Origin of the sequence: Vibrio sp. SCSIO 43137 (assembly GCF_028201475.1) — a bacterium.
Lineage (GTDB): Bacteria > Pseudomonadota > Gammaproteobacteria > Enterobacterales > Vibrionaceae > Vibrio.
Genome location: NZ_CP116384.1, coordinates 608107 through 627996, shown reverse-complemented (window position 1 = coordinate 627996; position 19890 = coordinate 608107). Strand labels below are relative to the sequence as shown.

The window sequence follows — 19890 nt, the reverse complement described above, 5'->3', positions numbered from 1 at the left end:
TTTTCACGTTCACATAGAGTTAAATTCACTGAACTGGTGAATCTCAATTCACTCTACAACAGTAGTTTTCATGTTTCTTTTGACAGATTTCGCAATCAAATTACGTTTTTTCACATACTGCTTTTTTTGTGACAAAGATATATTTTTCTTTTATCTCACAATACCCACAAGGTACACATAACACTTATTTTACAATAACTTATGATGACAAGAATAAAATCAAAATATTCAACAAAGAGATTTAGCTCACACAAGCAAAATAGGTAAATAGTGATATTAAATATCGTAATTGCGCCGACACCCCTTAGGTATAAATATTAATAAACAGTTTATATAAAACAGAGAAAGGCGATTATGAAAGACTATTTTGACAATATAGATAAAATTAAATACCAAGGGCCGGATTCTGATAATCCTCTCTCTTTTCAATATTATGATGCAAGTAAAGTGATCTTAGGTAAATCTATGCAGGAGCACCTAAGATTTGCTGCATGCTACTGGCATAACTTCTGCTGGCCCGGTGCAGATATATTTGGTGCAGGCACCTTTGACCGCCCATGGATGCAACATGGTGACGCCATGGAAATGGCGATGATGAAAGCTGATGCCGCCTTTGAGTTCTTTTCCAAACTGAGTGTGCCTTACTACTGCTTCCACGATACTGACGTCGCTCCGGAAGGTGCAAACATTAAAGAGTATGTTAACAATTTTGCCAAAATGACTGATGTGCTGGAGAAAAAGCAGGAAGAGACAGGATTAAAACTGCTTTGGGGTACGGCAAACGCTTTCTCCAATCAACGCTATATGTGCGGTGCGGCAACCAACCCTGATCCAAAGGTATTTGCCTACGCAGCCACACAGATATTTAATGCCATGAGTGCAACTCACCGTCTGGGCGGCGAAAACTATGTGCTGTGGGGCGGTCGGGAAGGATATGAAACCCTACTCAACACTGACCTACGGCAAGAACGCAAACAACTTGGCCGGCTAATGCAAATGGTGGTTGAGCACAAACACAAGATTGGCTTTAAAGGCACCATCTTGATTGAACCAAAACCACAGGAGCCTACAAAGCATCAGTATGATTATGATACGGCTACGGTATACGGTTTTCTGAAACAGTTTGGCCTTGAAAAAGAAGTGAAGGTCAATATCGAAGCAAACCACGCGACACTTGCCGGTCACAGTTTTCAGCACGAAGTCGCTACAGCAACATCTCTTGGTCTGTTCGGTTCCATCGATGCAAACCGCGGTGACCCACAACTTGGCTGGGACACGGATCAGTTCCCTAACAGTGTGGAAGAAAACACCTTGGTTATGTACGAGATCCTAAAAGCCGGCGGTTTCACTACCGGCGGATTTAACTTTGATGCACGGGTTCGTCGTCCATCCATTGATGCAGAAGATCTTTTCTACGGCCATATCGGTGGTATGGACACAATGGCACTAGCGCTGGAGCGCGCCGCGAGAATGATTCAGAACGACGAGCTGTCTGAAAATATTGCCAGACGATACGCCGGCTGGAACGATGAACTGGGCAGAAAGATTCTTTGCGGTGATATTACCCTTCAGGAAGTTGCTCACTACGCGATAGAAAACAATATCGCTCCGCAAAAGGAATCTGGCCGGCAGGAACGATTAGAAAATATCGTTAATAACGTAATTTTTAAACCTTAAGAAATCACACGTGAATTCTAAAAGTCTGCCACTGCAGGCTTTTAGTTTTTTCACATCTCCATTCTGAAATCTCACAACTGGGTTTTAGATCATACTTGGCAGATACTATCTATTGTTACACTCACATTGGTTAATTTACTACGTCAGACGATATGGATAAGCGATATAGAATCACTCTTCTGTTTAACGCTAATAAAGTTTATGACCGTCAGGTCATAGAGGGAATTGGTGAGTACCTTCAGGCTTCGCAGTGTGAATGGGATATCTTCCTTGAGGAAGATTTTGTCACTCATCTGGAAAACTTCGACGCCTGGGAAGGTGACGGTATTATCGCTGATTTCGATAATCCGGAAGTAGTTGAGAGGTTGTCAGGCGTCGATATCCCCATTGTCGCCATTGGCGGCTCTTACAGTGATAAAAATGCCTATCCTCAAGTACCTTATGTTGCCACAGACAATCATGCGCTGGTTGAACTGGCTTTTCAGCACTTAAAAGAGAAAGGGCTGGAAAATTTTGCATTTTACGGAATTCCATCTGACTCATGGAAGCGCTGGGCACAGGAACGAGAGCTTGCCTTTGTTTCCATCGTAGAGCAGGAGGGATACAAAAGCTCCGTTTACAGAGGTTCCGAAACGTCATCAAAAACATGGCAATACGATATGAACCGCCTTGCCGACTGGATTCAGATGCTGCCTACTCCGGTGGGAATTATTGCTGTTACAGATTCACGGGCACGTCACTTACTTCAGACCTGTGAACAACTGGGCATTATGGTTCCTGACAAGGTATCTGTTGTAGGCATCGACAATGAAGAGCTCGCCCGCTACCTGACCCAGGTATCCCTGAGTTCAGTTGGTCAGGGTTGCAAAGAGATGGGTTATCGTGCTGCCAAAATTCTGCATAAAAAGCTGGAAAGAAAAGAGATCGATTCTTCATTACCAAGAGTATTAGTGCCGCCAACTAAGGTTTATGAACGCCAGAGTACAGATTTTAAAGCACTGAAAGATCCCTATGTTATTCAGGCTATGCACTATATTCGTCACAACGCCTGTAAAGGAATTAAGGTCGATCAGGTGCTTAGCCATGTCGGCATTTCACGCTCCAATATGGAATCACGCTTTAAAGAGGAGAGAGGCCACTCTATTCATCAGGAAATACACAACTCTAAGCTCAATCGAGCCTGTACCCTGCTGGTCAATACTTCTCTTCCTATTGCAGAAATAGCCGAGCTTTGCGGATATCCCTCGCTTCAGTATATGTACTCTGTATTTAAGAAAAACCTCAATCAGACCCCAAAAGATTTCCGGAGCAGACCACGCTCATAACGCTCCTTTTTTCCACTCCTTGCTATTTTTGATTGGCCATATAACCAATCAAAAACCATCCGATCATTTAAATTCTGCCTAACCTCCAGATAAACCTAATAATTACAATAAGTTAATCGCTAAACTGCACTATTTTTCAATAACGTATATACTTAATATTATCAGCAGGATTTCGATCTCTGATCACAAAAACACCACCTTGGTATTGTATTGGTATCTTTTGGGATTATTATTTTTCCTGTACCAAACAGTACCAAAGGAACCCTATATGAAACTAACAAATACAAAACTATCATTCATGATGTTCATTGAATGGTTTATCTGGGGAGCATGGTTTGTTCCTCTTTGGCAAATCCTCACAACCAACGGATTTACTCCGACAGAGATTGCGTGGTCGTATGCGTGTACAGCAATTGCAGCCATTCTTTCTCCTATTCTTGTCGGTTCGATTACCGACCGCTTCTTCCCTGCACAGAAAGTACTCTCCGTGATGATGCTTGCCGGTGCAGCCTTAATGTACCTTGCAGCGCAACAGACTGAATTTTCAAGCTTCTTCCCTCTGCTGTTGCTCTATGCATTAACCTATATGCCAACCATCGCACTGACCAACAGTATTGCGTTTTCTAACGTTGACGATGTAGAGCGTGACTTCCCGCGTATCCGTGTTCTGGGTACTATCGGTTGGATCGCTTCTGGTATTGCAGTCGGTTTCCTGCCGGGCTGGCTGGGTTACGGCGATATCTCCTCAAGCAATATCCCGCTGATCATTACTGCACTTAGCTCTGCGGTACTTGGTGTATTCGCTCTGCTTCTGCCAAACACTCCGCCTAAGAGTACCGGTAAGCTTAGCCTGAAAGTAATGCTTGGTCTGGATGCGATTGTTCTGCTGAAAGACAGAAACTTCCTTGCCTTCTTTGTCTGTTCATTTATGTTCAGCATGCCTCTGGCTTTCTACTATATCTTTGCTAATGGTTACCTGACAGAAGTCGGTATGAGCAACGCTACCGGCTGGATGACGCTGGGTCAGTTCTCTGAAATCTTCTTTATGCTGGCTCTGCCTTTCTTCACCAAACGCTTTGGTATTAAAAAGGTTCTATTACTTGGTCTGTTCACTGCAGCTATCCGTTACGGCTTCTTTGTCTACGGCAGTGCAGAAACATGGTACCTGTACTCACTACTGTTCGCCGGTATCCTGCTACACGGTATCAGCTACGACTTCTACTTCGTAACCGCTTATATCTATGTAGATAAAAAAGCACCAGCTCATATGCGTACCGCAGCTCAGGGCCTGATCACGCTTGGTTGTCAGGGCATTGGTAGCCTGCTGGGTTATCGTCTGGGTGGCCTGCTGATGGAGAAAATGTTCGCCTACGATGAGCCACAAAATGGCCTGACCTTCGACTGGGCCGGCATGTGGGGCTTCGGTGGCATCATGATTGCCGTCATCCTGGTTATCTTTATGTTCTTCTTCCGTGAACCAGACGGTGAAATTCAGGAGATAGAAATCGATAAAGAGAAACAGACGCCAAGTGCCGAAAAAGCACAAGCTTAACCCTACGCCAAAAGCGTAATTAAAACCCTATCCTGCTCTTGCAGTAAGAGCGCCAGAGCAGGATTTTTTAACCTATTTTTTGGTGTAGTAAGATGAACATAAGTAAAAAACAACGCATTCTGGGTGCATTCTATGGACAGGCTCTGGGCGACTCTATGGGTATGCCTTCTGAGCTGTGGCCAAGAAGTCGTGTTAAAGCCCATTTCGGCTGGATTGACAGCTTTCTGCCAGGCCCTGAAGAGAACAACGCAGCATGTTATTTCGATGCCTGCCAGTTTACTGACGACACCTCAATGGCGTTGGCACTGGCCGATGCTATTATTGAGTGTGACGGCGAAATCGTCCCTGAAGTGATCGCCAGAAACGTACTAAGCTGGGCAGAAGGTTTCGATGCCTTTAACAAAAACATTTTTGGCCCATCATCCAAAGCCGCTATGCGTGCCATTAAAGAAGGTACGCCAATCAGCGAACTTGAGAATAACGGCGTAACTAACGGAGCCGCAATGCGCGTTTCGCCAATGGGTTGCCTGTTGCCGACTCACTGTCTGGATACCTTTGTTGATCAAGTCGCTTTAGCCTCGAGCCCGACTCATAAATCTGATGTGGCTATCTCAGGTGCAGTCGCCATTGCATGGGCTGTTTCCAAAGCCATTGAAGGCGAAAGCTGGGCAACTATCCGTGATCAGTTACCTGCCATTGCCTCTACGGCACAAAACAAAAACGTCACCACTTTCAGTGCCTCTATGGCATCGCGTATTGAACTCGCCCTTTCCGTTGCGTCTGAAAACAGCGGTATCGAGAGCCGGATGGAGAAAATTTACAACCTGGTCGGTGCCGGTGTAAGTACCATTGAATCCGTTCCAGCCGCCATTGCTATGGTTGAGCTTGCTGAAACAGACCCTAACCGTTGCGCCATATTGTGTGCCAACCTTGGCGGCGATACGGACACTATCGGTGCAATGGCAACTGCTATTTGCGGTGCGCTAAACGGTATTGATGCCATTGATGGTAAACTTAAAAAGCAACTGGACGATGAAAACCAGCTCGATTTTGAGCAGTACAGTGATAAGTTCTTACGTCTTCGTACCTTAAAGGAGCAAGCTCATGCCTCATAACTCTTTGATTCAGCTTATCCCTTCCCTTAGAAATAAGCGCCAGATCTGTCTGGTTGGCGCAGCGGTGGTTGATATTGTTACTGAATTGGCTGAGCTGCCAAAACGCGGTGCAGACGTAGAACTGAAAGAGAAAGGCATCCACGTTGGTGGTTGTGCCCTGAATATTGCCATTGCGCTGAATCGTCTTGGCTTAAACTCCCTTAACGCGCTGCCAATCGGTAAAGGTAAATGGGCAGATGTGGTAGAAACGGCGATGGAAGAGCACAACCTCTCCAGCGACCTGCACAATCCGGAGGGTGATAACGGCTGGTGTATGGCCTTAGTTGAGCCGGATGGCGAGAGAACCTTCCTTTCTGTCAGCGGTGTAGAGAATCAATGGAGTAAAGACACCCTTGCCCAGCTTGCCATTGAAGATGATGCCATTATCTACCTTTCCGGTTATCAGCTCTCGTCAGCCAGCGGTGAAACGTTAGTAAGCTGGCTTGAGTCCCTGCCGCAAACCACAGATATGTTTATCGACTTCGGCCCGCGTATTGCTGATGTTGAGCCTGAGCTATTTAAGCGCTTGATTGCCCTTAAGCCTATTATTTCACTTAACCGTCAGGAAGCTGAAGTGCTGGGAATGAAAGGCATCACACCTTTCGTTGAAAACTGGTATGCCGAATATCAGTGCCCGCTTATCCTGCGCATCGATAGTGACGGAGCCCTGTTCGCCGATAAAGAGGTAACAGGCAATGTTGCTCCGTTTAAGGCCAATGTGGTTGACACCATTGGTGCCGGAGATACCCACGCCGGTGGTGTACTAGCCGGACTGGCATCAGGTTGGGATCTGGTAGATGCAATTCTGCTTGGGAATGCCGTTGCTTCCTATGTGGTAAGCCATGTTGGTGGTGATTGCGCCCCTAACCTGCCGGATATCACCCGCTACCTGCACCAGTACTAATCTGGTTCGGTACCTCCTTTATCTTTTTAACTTAAGCATCAGGCGCTGAATTTCAGGGTCTGATGCTTGCTATTTCCGTTAAGCAAAGACTATGAAAAAAAGAGCAAATCAAATTCTGTTTGCCGCCTGCGGTGTCAACCTGTGTATCGGCGTTCTCTATACCTGGAGTGTGTTTAAAAACGCACTTGTTAATATGGGTTGGAGCAACAGCCAGGCCTCTATGCCTTACACCATTACCATTGTGGTTTTATCTCTGTCGTTACTGATAGCCGGCAGGATACAGGATAAAATCGGCCCACAAAAAGTACTGATGGCAGGAACATTTCTGGCAGGGATCGGTATGGTGCTTTCCAGCCTCTCCCTTACTCCCGTTAACTTGTATCTTAGTTTCGGTTTGCTAACCGGAGCGGGAATCGGCTTTGCTTACGCCTGCCTGAATCCGACAGCAATGAAATGGTTTCCCGCTGAGAAAAAAGGCATGGTCAACGGCCTGCTGGCCACGGCATTCGGCCTGGCGGCTATCTACCTTGCTCCTCTCACCAGCTACCTCATCACTGGTTTTGGGCTAAGCTCCGCTTTTCTGATAATGGGTGCCAGCCTGATTCTGATCGCCCTGCCTCTTTCATTTACCATTATTAGCCCGCCTTCTGACTATGCTTCTGAGCTACACAAAACACCAGATACTTCAGAACCAAAACAACCGGAATCAGGCATCAAATCCGACTATACATGGCAGGAGATGATTAAAACCCGCCAGTTTTATCTACTTTGGCTGATGTACGCATTCGGCGCTTCTGCCGGTCTGATGATTATTGCCAATATCACCTCCATTGCTGCGACGCAGGCAAGTATTACTGAAGGCGCCTATCTTGTTGTCACTCTGTCTATATTTAACTCCGGCGGCCGTCTGGTTTCAGGACTACTAAGCGATAAGATAGGCGGCCTGAAAACCCTTGCTATCGCTATGGTGCTTCAGGCAGTCAATATGTTGCTGTTTAGCCAGTTTGTTTCCAGCGTGCCGTTAATGGTTGGTGCAGCATTAGCCGGAATCGGCTACGGAACTTTGCTCGCTGTGTTCCCTTCCGTAATGGCAGATCTTTATGGTTTGAAAAACTATGGAGCTAACTATGGCGTGCTCTATACCGCATGGGGCATAGGCGGATTTATCGGCCCCGTAGTCGCAGCCATATCTGTTGACACAACAGGAAGTTATGCCACTGCTTATATGATCTGCGCAGTATTGGTTACGCTGGCGGCAGTGATGACGTTCAGGGTTAAGCCGTTAACAGATACTTCAGTACTAGAGGAAAAACAAGCTGCCTGCGTTGAACTTAACTAAAGGATAATTCCGGGCTCCGGTCAGGTATAACACACGTTAGTTTAATACCGGCGCTTTAACACCTTGATGCAACTCTGAATTCTGCCTGCTGAGGTTACTTGGGTATTACAGGTTAAGACGTTATACTGAGTGAATATCTGAACGGAATAGTTGTGAATATGAATACCTATCAACCACTTATTGACCTGATTAAAAAGCGCATTGAGAAAAAAGATAAGTCTCCTCTCTATCTTAAGGTCGCCGACTCTGTAAAGCTGGCAACAGAACAGCAGATCGTTAAAGGTGGTGATTTTATTCCGACTGAGCGGGAATTTAGTGAGCTGGTTGGTGTCTCCAGAATCACTATCCGTAAAGCGCTGGATATTCTGGACAAAGAAGGAGTAATTGTCCGCTCCCGTGGTTTGGGAACCATGATCAGTGAAACCCTTGAGTATTCCAGTAAAGAAGCCACCGGCTTTTCTCAGCAGGTGGTTCTGAAAGGCAAAAAGCCTGACACGCTGTGGATTAAGAAAAACGTTATTCCCTGTTCTGAAGAGATCGCCAAACAACTAAATATCTCTTCCGGTGAAGAGGTGTTCCTGCTGAAACGGGTTCGTTATATTGACGAACAGGCGGTATCTATTGAGGAGTCCTATGTTCCCTCTCATTTGATTCATGATGCCGAAGAGATTCAACTCTCTCTCTACGATTATTTCCGCAGTCGCGATATTGTTCCGACCAAAACTCAAAGCCGCGTATCGGCTAAAATGCCAACAGAAGAGTTTCTGGAGAAGCTGCAAATTGAAGAGACTATTCCTGTGCTGCTGATTGAACAGACCGCTTATGACAAGAGCGGCTCCCCTATTGAATACAGTATCAACCGCTGCCGTGGTGATATGTATGTATTTGTTAGTGAAGATTAAGGTATCTATTTGTAATTTATTGTTTATTTATTAAATATCTTATTTTTATCGCCTTTAGTTAAATATATGGTTAAAGGCTTTGTTTCTTCAAATTTAATTAAGAAAAAACCATTGATATCAGCATTAAAAAGGTTATTTACCTTTCCCTGTCTCATTGGAAAAATTTGCCTTCCCTATGATGACAATTCAATCAACTAAAAAGTCATTTTTCACTTTTCAAGCCGATATCTCCCTAACTATGTGACCAACTTCACTGATTAACAACAAATATCCTATAGTGTGTCACCCATGTGCTTAGGAGAACGGATTAAGCGTCTTTCTGCTGCCTGAATTTCAGCTTGCTTCACCATTCAGGGCACATAACAGAAGGTGACTAATGGCCATATAATTTAATTACTCGGTACAGTCGTACATTAGTAATACTCTGAAATTTATAAATTTCATCTAAACAGCTTCATTTGCCATAGCACCACTTTGATTCTTTTCCCGCAGGAAAAGCGACAAAGATAAATTCTAAAAAACCGTACTACGTCATCGAATTTTAGTTGATTTAAAACCAGTCACATCAGGACCATGTGACCAACAGTCTGCAATAGTGGCTGGGGCCAAACTCACTTCAAATTCCGGCGAACAAACAACTCAATCACGTGAAACACTACACCGAACAGGAGAGCTATCGTTATGAGTAGCGATATCATTAAAGTATCAAGAAATACCGAAAATGCACCAATTTGCCCTGCTTCCACTCAGACAGTGGCTTTTTCTCACTATAACAACATTTCAGCTCAGCTACCGGTTGACGCAAGAAGCGGCCAGTTAGTTGAAGGTGGTGTGAAAGAGCAGGCAGCACAGTGTCTGGAAAACATTAAAGCCATCGTTGAGAGCATCGGCCACGGCATGTACGACGTTGTACGTGTGAATGTTTACCTGAAAAATATCATGGACATCGACGCTGTTGATCAGGTTTATGTTGGTTTCTTCCAGAGCTATCAGCCAACCCGCACTACACTGGCGGTTGCAGCCCTTCCACTGGATGGCGCACTGGTTCAGATGGATGCAGTAATCTCTAACGGCGAAGGTACCCCTTCTCAGGATCCATGTGATCTGGTTAAGCTGGTTCGTAACACGGATGCAGCACCACAAAGCAAGCTGTCTACTCAGACTGTTGCTTTCTCTCACTACAACCATATCTCAGCTCAGCTACCTGTTGATCCGAAAACTGGCAGCGTAGTGGTTGGCGGTGTGAAAGAGCAGACGGCTCAGTGTCTGAAAAACATTAAATCAATCATGGAAGGTGTAGACGTTCCGTTTGATGACATCGTTAAAATCAACATCCACGTTCGTGACCTTGCTGACGTTGACGCAGTAAACGAAGCGTACACCACTTTCTTCCCTGACTCTTCAATCGCAAGAACCGTTGGCTATATGCCAGCCCGCTCTGTGGTTGTTGCTGAAGGCCTGCCAATGGATGCACGCGTACAAATCGATGCCACTGTTTCTCACGGCGACGGCACTCCACCACAAGCTGTAGAAGACAGACACAATATAGTTATCCGTCCTAACAACACAGATAAGGCGCCTGTAAGTAAACTGTCTACTCAGACGGTTGCTTTCTCTCACTACAACAACATCTCTGCCCAGCTTCCTGTTGATGTTAAGTCTGGTGAAGTGGTATCTGGCGGCGTTAAAGAGCAGGCGAAACAGTGCCTTGAGAACATCAAAGCCATCGTTGAAAGCGTAAACCACGTAATGGACGATATCGTTAAGGTAAACATCCAGCTTAAAGATGTGGCAGACCTAGACGCGGTTAACGAAGTGTATAAGAGCTTCTTTGAAGGCGACCTGCCGGCAAGAACCGTTATCGGTGTTTCTGTAATCCCAATGGATGCAGCTGTACAAATGGATGCCATTGTCTCTAACGGCGAAGGTACACTACCTCAGCACTAATCTGAGCTAGCTATACTAATCATTACTATCTGTGTACCCGATCTCCTACCGGGTATGCAGGTAGTAATTTCCTGCCTGCCCTCACAACCCCCACACTACACGTTATACACTCAGTAAACCAACCAACATTTTTTGACAGGAAGTTCTCTACTTTATCGCCTGTTTTTTTGATCGGCATTCAGGCAATATCAATAAATGGAGATAATATTAGCCAACTGTCTTATTTTAAAAACTGATATTATCTAACTGGAGAGGCGTGGTGTACGAACACGGAAGTTATCAATGTGAAACCAAGGGAGAGGTTATTATCTGCTCTCTCAATGGCGCATTTAATGAAACCGGAATAACCTCCTGCCTGAACGCACAAAAACAAGCCATCAAATCCTTCGGCTCCAGAAGATGTTTCCTGTTAGTTGACTGTACAGAGCTGACTGGAGCAACTCCCGAAGCTTATAAAACCGTCGACGATTTTTATCGGGATCTGAACTATCCCCAACTTGTCGCTATCGCCATTATTCATACTCAATATGTTCTGGCCAGACTGGAAGAGCGCGATATCCCACAGATGAAAAATCACAATATTCAGGTGTTTGCTAACCGCAAGTCGGCATTAAGCTGGTTTGAAGAGGCTGAAATTAATATCCCGCAGGAAAGCCTGATTTACCAACCTTAATGATTTTCTCTGTCTGTTGCGCAGGTGTTTCGGACATACTCTGATCCTCACCGTGCTGCAGAAAATTTATCTTTACCGCTGAACTGACATCAAAAGGGTCATCTGTTGAAAGGGACTGAATCTTAATTCTGTCTCCAAGAAACAGGCTATCGAGCTGAGCCACTCTGGCACTCTTGATATCCAGTTTGAACATGCCCAGATACCAGAATAGTCCCGATCCCTGATTTGAAACGGAGAAAGGAGCCACAAATGTCATGTTCTGGCTGACATCGCCAACAGGCAGAGGTGTAATTTTGGAGTAATCCAGTTCAACAGTGCCCCGCTCTTCCTGATAGCTATAATCACCACTAACCTGATAGTTATCACTATCTGAGCTAAGCCTTGTTAACGCAGCTTTAGCCTCTGTTTTCGGAACCTCTATCAACCATGTCTGATCGGTTTTCAGGCTAAACAAGTTAAGCATAACCTGATCTTGCTTACTAGCATCCGTAGCCGTGTTATTACCCATTTGCTCAAATAAAACAGCAGCAATCAGTATCAACAGTGCTAAAACAGCGACACGTAAGCGATTAGTCATGGTTTACTCCTATAAACACCGCCTAGTAGGGATAGCGGTGTTACTTGTATGGCTGGCAATATTCAGAGGTTACTGCGGACGCTTTAACTTAAAGCGGATTCTGAGCACATCGTTATCAAAGCTGGTGTTGCCCATAACAAAGGTGCCGATTTCACGGGTATTTTCTACATGGTCACCGATGCAAGGTGATGCATCATAATCGCCGATACAGACGATACGAATACGGTCTCCGGCACCTTCCGGCAGACGTCCGAGATTATAGTTGGCTTCTGCTTCAGTAACAGAAAGCTCCTGAAAGCTGACATCCATATGCTCTGAAATGGCCTGATTAACCTTAAGTTCGATCTCGCTCTCTTCTTCCGCTGTTAGCGCTTTATGGAAACGGTAATCAACTTTTGATTTCTTACGTTCAAGGTGAGTAGAAAATGCTCTTTCACAGCCAAACATACGTACCATGGTCTGGTTGAGTACATGTTCTGCTGTATGCATTTCAGGGTTATGTTTTTTCATGGTTTTTTCGCTCTCCCTATTGAGTCTTGGCCGCTAAATATACCACAGCAGGCAAAGCAGAGTGGAGAAAAAACCTTACTGTCAGAACGGATTAGACAGTAAGGTTTGATTAGATATTAGTTCTGATAAACCTGAACCACTTTCTGTAGCTCAATCACTTCCGGATCAGGAATATTTTCCTCAGGGAATGCGGCTCTCACTTTTTCCGTCAGTCCTTTAGCAAATACCTGATAGAGCACTCTGGTCGATACCGTCAACGGATATTGCACCTGCTGCGGCAACTCAAACACTTCATTACGTGTTTTGCCCGACTTAAGGCGGGTATCCTTGCCTATCTTCACGTAACGCCAGAAAATCTGTCCGGCCGGTTTACCGTCTCTGTCCACCCCGACTTTAATAAACTTACGTGCATCTTTCGGAATGTAACCATCCTTCATCACACCTGACTCAAATACGCGTTTGCCGTTGGCGTCAGTCGCAATCACTTCCAGCCAAACCTGACGACGGGCACCGCCCGGCATATCGTGACCTGAGTTGACGTTAGTGACCATGGCGGTAAAGTTTCTGCCCTGCTTTTCCACTTGCAGCGTAAGTGCAGTTTTCAGAATATCTTCACTTAACTTCTTATGTTCCGGGTTTCGCATACCGGTAAAGAAGTAATTTCCTCCGGCAAAATGGTGCGAGCGAAGGTTCGACTTCATCGGACCATCGTCTGTAGACTGGCCGCCAACTTTATTATCAAAATCGCTAACATCTTGCGTCATATGACAATCGATACAGGTTTTATGCTGAGACGGATCATCCGGAGCGTTAAACGGTGAAGCCAGCCACTCTCCGAAGTTATCGTTGATATTGGCGCCCTGACCGGTAGTAAACTCATTGTGACAGGTGGCACAGTAGAGTGAGCTCTGGTAAAGCTCAGGGTTTGAGTAAGACGCCTTATGTCTTTCCGGATTTGCGTTGATCTGCTTTTCAGACAGCCATTTAAGCAGGGTTGAGTCAGCATCTTCAAATACATAACTCTCTCTGTCTTTCAGGTTGATGGTCATATCCGTATTACCGCCGGCATCTTCTGCCTTAGTTACCCGGTGACAGAACACACAGCCAGTACCGCGTTCATTAACGGGCTTGCCATGAGCCATTGCCTGAAGCAGAGATTCGCCCCTCTTTTCATACATATCACCAAACTCTTCAAGGGGCTTATTATCGCCATTAATTACCATCTGCGGTGCATGACAACCACGGCACAGCACGCGAAACTCTTCGCCCTCAACTTTTGCCGCCACATTTTCATGCTGACGATAATATGGGTGATCCATATTCATACCGTGATTTGAGTCCGCCCACTGATCATAAATGGTTTTATGACATTCAGAACATTCTGCAGAGTTAATCCACTCATCCGGATGGGTATAACGCTTGTTATCGTCCAGACGTAACCATGTCGACAGATAAGGCAGGTTCTCCTGAGATCGTACGTATTCGTTCAGTGCCACCATCATCTTGGCGACTTCTACCGGCGGGTTCTCAACACTTATCTCTTCAGGTGCATCCTCTCTAGGGTCACCACCCATGCCCCCCTGGGTCTTCTGGATAATATCGATATAAGCACCAACGGGATCGCCGGCAATCATCTTTCTTACATCCACATGGCCTGTCAGGGCATTTTCGAAGCGGTCTTTTTTACCGTCTTCCATCAACTGCTTGTTGGTAAAGTTAAAGCCGTCAAAGTGGCAAGAGTTACAGCTCATCCAGAAATCCCCTGCCATCGGCATTTCTGGGTTGTCAGCGGTGTTTGCTGAATTAAACAAGGTTTTACCTAAGCGAAGCTGAGCTGGTAACGGATCCGAAGAGACCAGATCAGCAAAGCTCTTCTCACTCAGTTTCAGCTTGGCAAAAGGGCCGGCAGCACCCGTATCAAACTTAGCGATATCCAGTGACATGGCATTCTGAACATAGAGTTCCCGACCGGAAACAATCAGACCTTTCGGGTTGTTACCCGGTACATTACGGTAAATCTGCGTAGCTTTTACCCCACCCTGAAACTTCTTACGTCGGTGACGGTTTTTGTTCTTTTTACCCTGACGGGAAAGATCGAATACCACAAGATCTTCTGAACCTGCCATGGTGAACATGACCTTTTTTCCGTCTTCAGTAAATACGCCATCGTGAGGGTTAGAAACGATTCTGACCCGGTTGCCGCTCTCAATAATGTTTATCTGCTTAAATAGTTGCTTACGCTCATCCAGGATTTCATGCTCATTGCCCTTCTCAAGATCAAGGATGGAGATGGCCGGGAACACGGTAGACTGAAACTGAAAATCGTGGCCGAAAGACCAGAGAACATGAGGCAACCACGCCGTGCTGCCATCAGGTGAGATAACGATATTATCCAGCAGACGGGGTTTACCCTGAGGAACGGTTTCGGTTTTGTTCTTAGCAGTATCAACTAGCTGAATCACCTTATTCAGGACAGGCACCTTTGCGCTGACATCAAATAGTGAGACTTGGCCAGTCATTGAGTGAGTTACCAGCAAGCGGCCATCATCCGTCAGCGCCAATCCACGGGGAGAACGCTCCGTGCTAAGAGTTTTAACGATTTCACCGGAACGATTGATTACCAGAAGTTTGGCACGCTCAAAACTGGTGACATAAAACAGCTGATGCACTGGATTAAACACCACGCCAAACGGACGGGAAGGAACCTCTGTTTTATGCGTTACCTTCAAGCTATCTGCATCGAGTAAAAGTACTCTGTCATTGAGATAGTCAGTAACCAACAGCTGCTTTTCATCATCTGTTATCGCAACACGGCGTATATCTTTACCCACCGTTGCCTCTTTTATCAGCTTACCATCACTGCGATTGAGAATACTGACGCTGCCCGTATCAAAGTTGGCGCTGTATATACGCTGTTTATCGGAATCAAAGCGTATGGAACTGCTCTTATCCGCAGCGTTAGCCAACGGGACAAGAAAGGTCAGAGCCAACAAAACAACTGATAGTACTGATTGATATCTACTACTTAACATCTTATACCTTACAGTAATTTAACTGCCGGTCTGTAACCGGCTGATTTTATATAAATAGAGACGCCGTTCCCCGCTAAAGCGAGCCGGAAACTGCGTAATTAATTTGTGATCTTTTAAACGGGTACCAGTAATGCGCCAGCCACCCTTGCTGCTTTTCCCAAGAGCGAGTGAACTGCTGGGGTAATACATGTCATACACAGCACGGCCCTCCAGCTCGTTGCGCAACAGATTTACACTGTAATTAGTTCCCACAACCTCTGCTTCAGGGTGCTCTTTTAGCCAGCTAATTGCCTGCTGTACCGGTGCCTGCATCAGAAGGAAGTGAGTATTTTTCAGGCCTGAAACTGCAAAACAGAGCAGCACGCCCACGCCACTAACGCCAGCTATCAGACGGCTGCGGCTATTCTGACTAAAACGGTGAAATTCAAGTGAGATCAATATGGAAAATAGCACCATCACCGGTGCCCAGTGACGCAGGTTATCCGGGTTCTGAGCCAGTAAAAGCCAAATCAAATAGCCCGATAATACCAGTGCGATTACTGTCTGCTGCTTACACTCTCCGCGATTTACTCCTAACGCATTCTTTGCCGCCATCAAAAGGGCAAGCGCTATTATCATCAGTCCGGAAATACCGTATACGGCCGACAGAGAATCAAACCATTGCAGAGCTAAAGGAGCATCACTGGCATAGGTATTTCCCCAGATACCGAAATGACCTGAGGTAAAGCGTATACCTTCCTCAATATAAGCTGCCCCGTCATAAATCCAGATATAACCAAAGCTAATAGCACCTACCAACATAATTGACGATGCCCCCTGCATTAGAGATTTAAGCTTGTTACCTTGTGGCACAATTAACAGCGGAACCGTCAGAAAACCCGCCAGCAAAGGGAAATAAGAAGGACGGCTAGCCAGCATCAGTCCCAGAAACAGCCCGGACAGATAGTAGCGATCTTTAAGCCCACTCATCAGAGCCAAAAGCAAAAACAGTATGCCGAGAGAGTCTGATAATCCATTAAGGGCAAGGGACGCCATTAAAGGCTGCATTATAATAAGCAAACCGGTCAAAGCAGTGGCAAACAAAGATGAAGTAACTGAGAAAATAATCACGCTGGCAGCCAAAGGTATTAACAGAACGGATACAAAAGAGACCATCACATTGGCAACCTCTGCATTACCCCAGAATGCAGCAATGCGGCTAAACACAACAAATGCCGGATAGCCGGGAAAATGTGGCCGGAACTCGAGTACCGAAAAGCGTTCAACTGCACGGGAGAAGTTCAGGGCATCGTCACTGGATAACTGGAACGGATAGTGGCTAAGCCACACCGCCCAGATCAGATAAACCACAATAAACATCAGCCCGTACAGGCGTACGCCAGTTCTCATTAGTAGTGCTGCAAGCCTGAAATCGCACCCGTCAGCTCAGACTTAAAACTGGCAAACTTTGCCGGATCTGCCGGAGCCTGTCCCACACCGAAAACACCCGGATTGCCAATAGAAGCAAGTACACCCTGTATCGCGCTATTGGCTTTGGTTCTGTTCGCTTCACTTAACTTAGGCATAATCAGATCAAGGAACAGTTTGCTTTTAACCACCAGCACTTTAGCGACCTGATAGTCACCGAGGTTCTTTTCTGCACCATCAAGACGGCGGATAATCTCTTCAACCACCGCCTGATCCATCACCTGCTCAACCTTTTGTTCGCTCTTCTCTGCGATTGCCTGCTGCATCGGTGTAGAAAGATCCACATTGTGGTCACTCAGCAGATAATCAAACTCCTCTTTCAGCTCAGCTACTGCTGATGTCACTGTTGTAAAGTCGTTTGCAGCAAGAGCATTAATAATGGTTTCACGCCCTTCTATCAAGGGCTCTTTACCCGCTGCAGCATAGGAGTATGCCCACGCATTACTCTGCAATACAACAGAGGCGAGCAGTGTTAAACCGAGTAGCAATGGTTTTAAAGTTGTCGACATTGTCATTTTTTATTCCTTATGTCAGTTACAGAGTGGTTAAGCCACACTCTGCACTTCAATCACTGTATTTTCGTTTCGGTAATCAAAGATCTCTTTGCGGCGATCTTTTCCGTCAAGCAAGGACTCAGCCGCCATCATGCCCATCTCCATTGCCGTGTCGGTAAAGATGTAGCGGAAGGTTCCCTGACGACCTGTCATAATCAGGTTGTTGAACTTAGATAAGTGGTTAATGGCTTTCTGACGTTTTTCCTGATAGCCCATATCCATCAGGGGATAAGCAAACTCGCTGTATTCAGTAAAGTACTCGCCCGTTGACCATGATGGGTTCACGCCCAGAGAGTCCAGATCCTTAAGTACTCGTTGACGAAGCTTTTCGCCGTCCATACTCCAGACTTCATCCCCTTTATTACACGGGATCTCTACCATTACGGATGTACGTCCTTGCGGAGCCATATAAGAAGAGCGCCTTCTTGGCTCCTGTAAACGGGTGCCGATAATCTCGGGATCAGACAGGTACTGCCAGGTATTGTCAGAGATGTTTTCTCTTTCCATCGGCATATTAAGAAAGCGCAAAGCACGGAAGCTTAAACCACTGTCAAAGCCGGTTAATTTACACATCAGTGGCAAAGGCAGGGTCGAAATGATGTTGTCAGAGGCAATCTGTTCTGTTTGCCCTGAAGCCAGATAGTTAACAGACACTATCCGCCCTTCTTCTGTACTCAGCCCTGACACTTCGGCGTTATAGATAAATGAAACACCTTTTTTCTCCAGCTCCTCTGCCAGTCGTGTATAAAGCTGACCGAAGCCCCATTTAGGGTAACGATACTGACGGGCATAGGTACGAACATTGGACTTTTTGCCCGGTAGCATTCTTCTGGCAACATCTTTCAGGTCAATCAGGCTGATACGCTGAGAAGCCCAGTCGCCGGACAAGTTTGCCGGATCGATACCCCATAACTTAGCGGTATAACCTTCAAAGAAATGTTTGTAGAGAGTTTTACCGAAGCGACTTTCAATCCACTGGGCAAAACTTACCTGCGAACGCTGCTGTGGCTTGGCAACAAACAGCTGCTTAACCAGATCCAACCCGCCGCCGATCAGCAGTGAAAGGGGTGCATTATTGATAAGATCTTTTAGCTTTAAAGGGTATTGATAAATTCGGCCACGGTAACGGATAACACTTTTGCGCTGTGCGAAAAGCAGATCATCACCCATAAGCTGGTCGACAAATGAGAGCAGTTTGGGGTTCTTGGTGATAAAACGGTGGCCACCAAAATCAAACCGGTATTCGCCATGTTTACCGCGAAAGGTTTGCGTAGCGCACATACCGCCCGCATAGGACTCTTTTTCGATAATAGTGACCTGATATCCGGCTTCATTTAGTTCCCATGCTGCCATCAACCCCGCAGGACCTGCACCAAGTATGACTACCTGTTTTTGTTCACTATGACTCATGCCTGCTTATACCCTTTTTTCCAGAAAAGGGTGAAGACTAACATGTAACCCATCCAGACCATTAGCTGTAGCAGTCCCGGAGAAGAGTTATAGCCGAACAAGGCACGCAGGAAGGTACCAAATACCCCTCTGTCATCCAGAATATGCGAGATATCAAACACCTGTGCATAGACAATCGGCAACACATGAGCCGCCTGCAACATATTAATCGCGGATGAAAGCAAGCCGGCAGCGATAATGATGATCAGTAAGCTGGTCCATTTAAAGAAAGATGACAGAGGAACCTTGCGGCTGCTGCGCATCATTGCCCACACCAGTACATAAGCCATAACCAAACCAGCAATAGCGCCGATTAAAGCGTCCTGAGTCGATAACTCGCCAAAGCTTGAATACATCAGGGCGGAGAAAAACAGAATGGTTTCGAACCCTTCGCGCAGAATTGCCAGCATTGAAAGGAAGACAAGGCCAAGCAGGTTACCTGTGCTCACCATATTACTCACGTCCTGCTGAACCTGAGCAACCTGTGCTTTGGCCTGATTCTGCATCCAGACCGCCATATAAGTCAGAACCAGAGTGGCAAACAAGAGTATTCCCGCCATCAGATAGTTCTGATAAAGCTCGTTGCTAAACTGATCTATAACAACCTGAAAAACAAACGCTACCGCCAGCGACAGAACAAGACCAATGGCAACGCCGATATAGATAAATTTGTTGTACTGGCGGGCATCCAGTTTTGCCAGATAAGACAACACGATTCCGACCAGAAGAAAGGCTTCCAGACCTTCACGTAAGGTAATTAAAAAACTTGCGAACATAAATCCTCAATAAAACCAGTAAACGGCTAACAGCTCTATCTCTTTGATTAAG

The 19890-nt window shown here is 45.9% G+C and carries 16 protein-coding genes; 9 read left to right on the top strand and 7 right to left on the bottom strand.

Annotation, left to right across the window (positions count from 1 at the left end; translation table 11 throughout):
• Positions 1-354 precede the first annotated feature (354 nt).
• From xylA to PK654_RS18620, 9 genes are all read left to right on the top strand, one after another.
• Complete coding sequence (xylA, locus tag PK654_RS18660) at positions 355-1677, top strand: xylose isomerase (protein ID WP_271700578.1); 1323 nt, start codon at positions 355-357, stop codon at positions 1675-1677.
• 152 nt (positions 1678-1829) lie between these two features.
• Positions 1830-3002 (top strand): XylR family transcriptional regulator, encoded by a 1173-nt coding sequence (locus tag PK654_RS18655; RefSeq protein WP_271700577.1) that lies wholly within the window; start codon positions 1830-1832, stop codon positions 3000-3002.
• Positions 3003-3270: 268 nt separating this feature from the next.
• Positions 3271-4554 (top strand): nucleoside permease, encoded by a 1284-nt coding sequence (locus tag PK654_RS18650; RefSeq protein WP_271700576.1) that lies wholly within the window; start codon positions 3271-3273, stop codon positions 4552-4554.
• A 92-nt stretch (positions 4555-4646) separates the two neighbouring features.
• Entirely contained in the window at positions 4647-5669 is a 1023-nt protein-coding gene (locus tag PK654_RS18645; RefSeq protein WP_271700575.1) for an ADP-ribosylglycohydrolase family protein, read from the top strand.
• On the top strand, positions 5659-6612 hold the full coding sequence (locus tag PK654_RS18640; protein ID WP_271700574.1) for a PfkB family carbohydrate kinase: 954 nt from the start codon (positions 5659-5661) through the stop codon (positions 6610-6612). Before PK654_RS18645 ends, PK654_RS18640 begins: the two co-directional genes overlap by 11 nt.
• 91 nt (positions 6613-6703) lie before the next feature.
• Complete coding sequence (locus PK654_RS18635) at positions 6704-7951, top strand: L-lactate MFS transporter (protein ID WP_271700573.1); 1248 nt, start codon at positions 6704-6706, stop codon at positions 7949-7951.
• Positions 7952-8109: 158 nt separating this feature from the next.
• Complete coding sequence (locus PK654_RS18630; protein WP_271700572.1) at positions 8110-8853, top strand: GntR family transcriptional regulator; 744 nt, start codon at positions 8110-8112, stop codon at positions 8851-8853.
• Between the two features lie 681 nt (positions 8854-9534).
• Positions 9535-10800, top strand: coding sequence for a RidA family protein (locus PK654_RS18625; RefSeq protein WP_271700571.1), 1266 nt, complete (start codon positions 9535-9537; stop codon positions 10798-10800).
• A gap of 259 nt (positions 10801-11059) precedes the next feature.
• Positions 11060-11473, top strand: a complete 414-nt coding sequence (locus PK654_RS18620; RefSeq protein ID WP_271700570.1) for a hypothetical protein — start codon at positions 11060-11062, stop codon at positions 11471-11473.
• On the opposite strand, the gene PK654_RS18615 is transcribed toward PK654_RS18620, so the two are convergent.
• The 7 genes from PK654_RS18615 to PK654_RS18585 all read right to left on the bottom strand — a co-directional run bounded on the left by PK654_RS18615 (position 11436) and on the right by PK654_RS18585 (position 19838).
• Complete coding sequence (locus PK654_RS18615) at positions 11436-12050, bottom strand: hypothetical protein (RefSeq protein ID WP_271700569.1); 615 nt, start codon at positions 12048-12050, stop codon at positions 11436-11438. The genes PK654_RS18620 and PK654_RS18615 overlap by 38 nt on opposite strands.
• Positions 12051-12119: 69 nt before the next feature.
• On the bottom strand, positions 12120-12560 hold the full coding sequence (locus PK654_RS18610; RefSeq protein ID WP_271700568.1) for a hypothetical protein: 441 nt from the start codon (positions 12558-12560) through the stop codon (positions 12120-12122).
• A gap of 116 nt (positions 12561-12676) precedes the next feature.
• A complete protein-coding gene (locus PK654_RS18605) occupies positions 12677-15592 on the bottom strand; it encodes a multiheme c-type cytochrome (protein WP_271700567.1) in 2916 nt (971 codons plus the stop codon).
• An 18-nt stretch (positions 15593-15610) separates the two neighbouring features.
• Positions 15611-16981, bottom strand: coding sequence for a hypothetical protein (locus tag PK654_RS18600; protein ID WP_271700566.1), 1371 nt, complete (start codon positions 16979-16981; stop codon positions 15611-15613).
• Positions 16981-17574, bottom strand: coding sequence for a hypothetical protein (locus PK654_RS18595; RefSeq protein WP_271700565.1), 594 nt, complete (start codon positions 17572-17574; stop codon positions 16981-16983). Before PK654_RS18595 ends, PK654_RS18600 begins: the two co-directional genes overlap by 1 nt.
• Before the next feature lie 30 nt (positions 17575-17604).
• Complete coding sequence (locus PK654_RS18590; RefSeq protein WP_271700564.1) at positions 17605-19023, bottom strand: FAD-dependent oxidoreductase; 1419 nt, start codon at positions 19021-19023, stop codon at positions 17605-17607.
• A complete protein-coding gene (locus PK654_RS18585) occupies positions 19020-19838 on the bottom strand; it encodes an FTR1 family iron permease (protein WP_271700563.1) in 819 nt (272 codons plus the stop codon). Before PK654_RS18585 ends, PK654_RS18590 begins: the two co-directional genes overlap by 4 nt.
• Between the last annotated feature and the right edge of the window lie 52 nt (positions 19839-19890).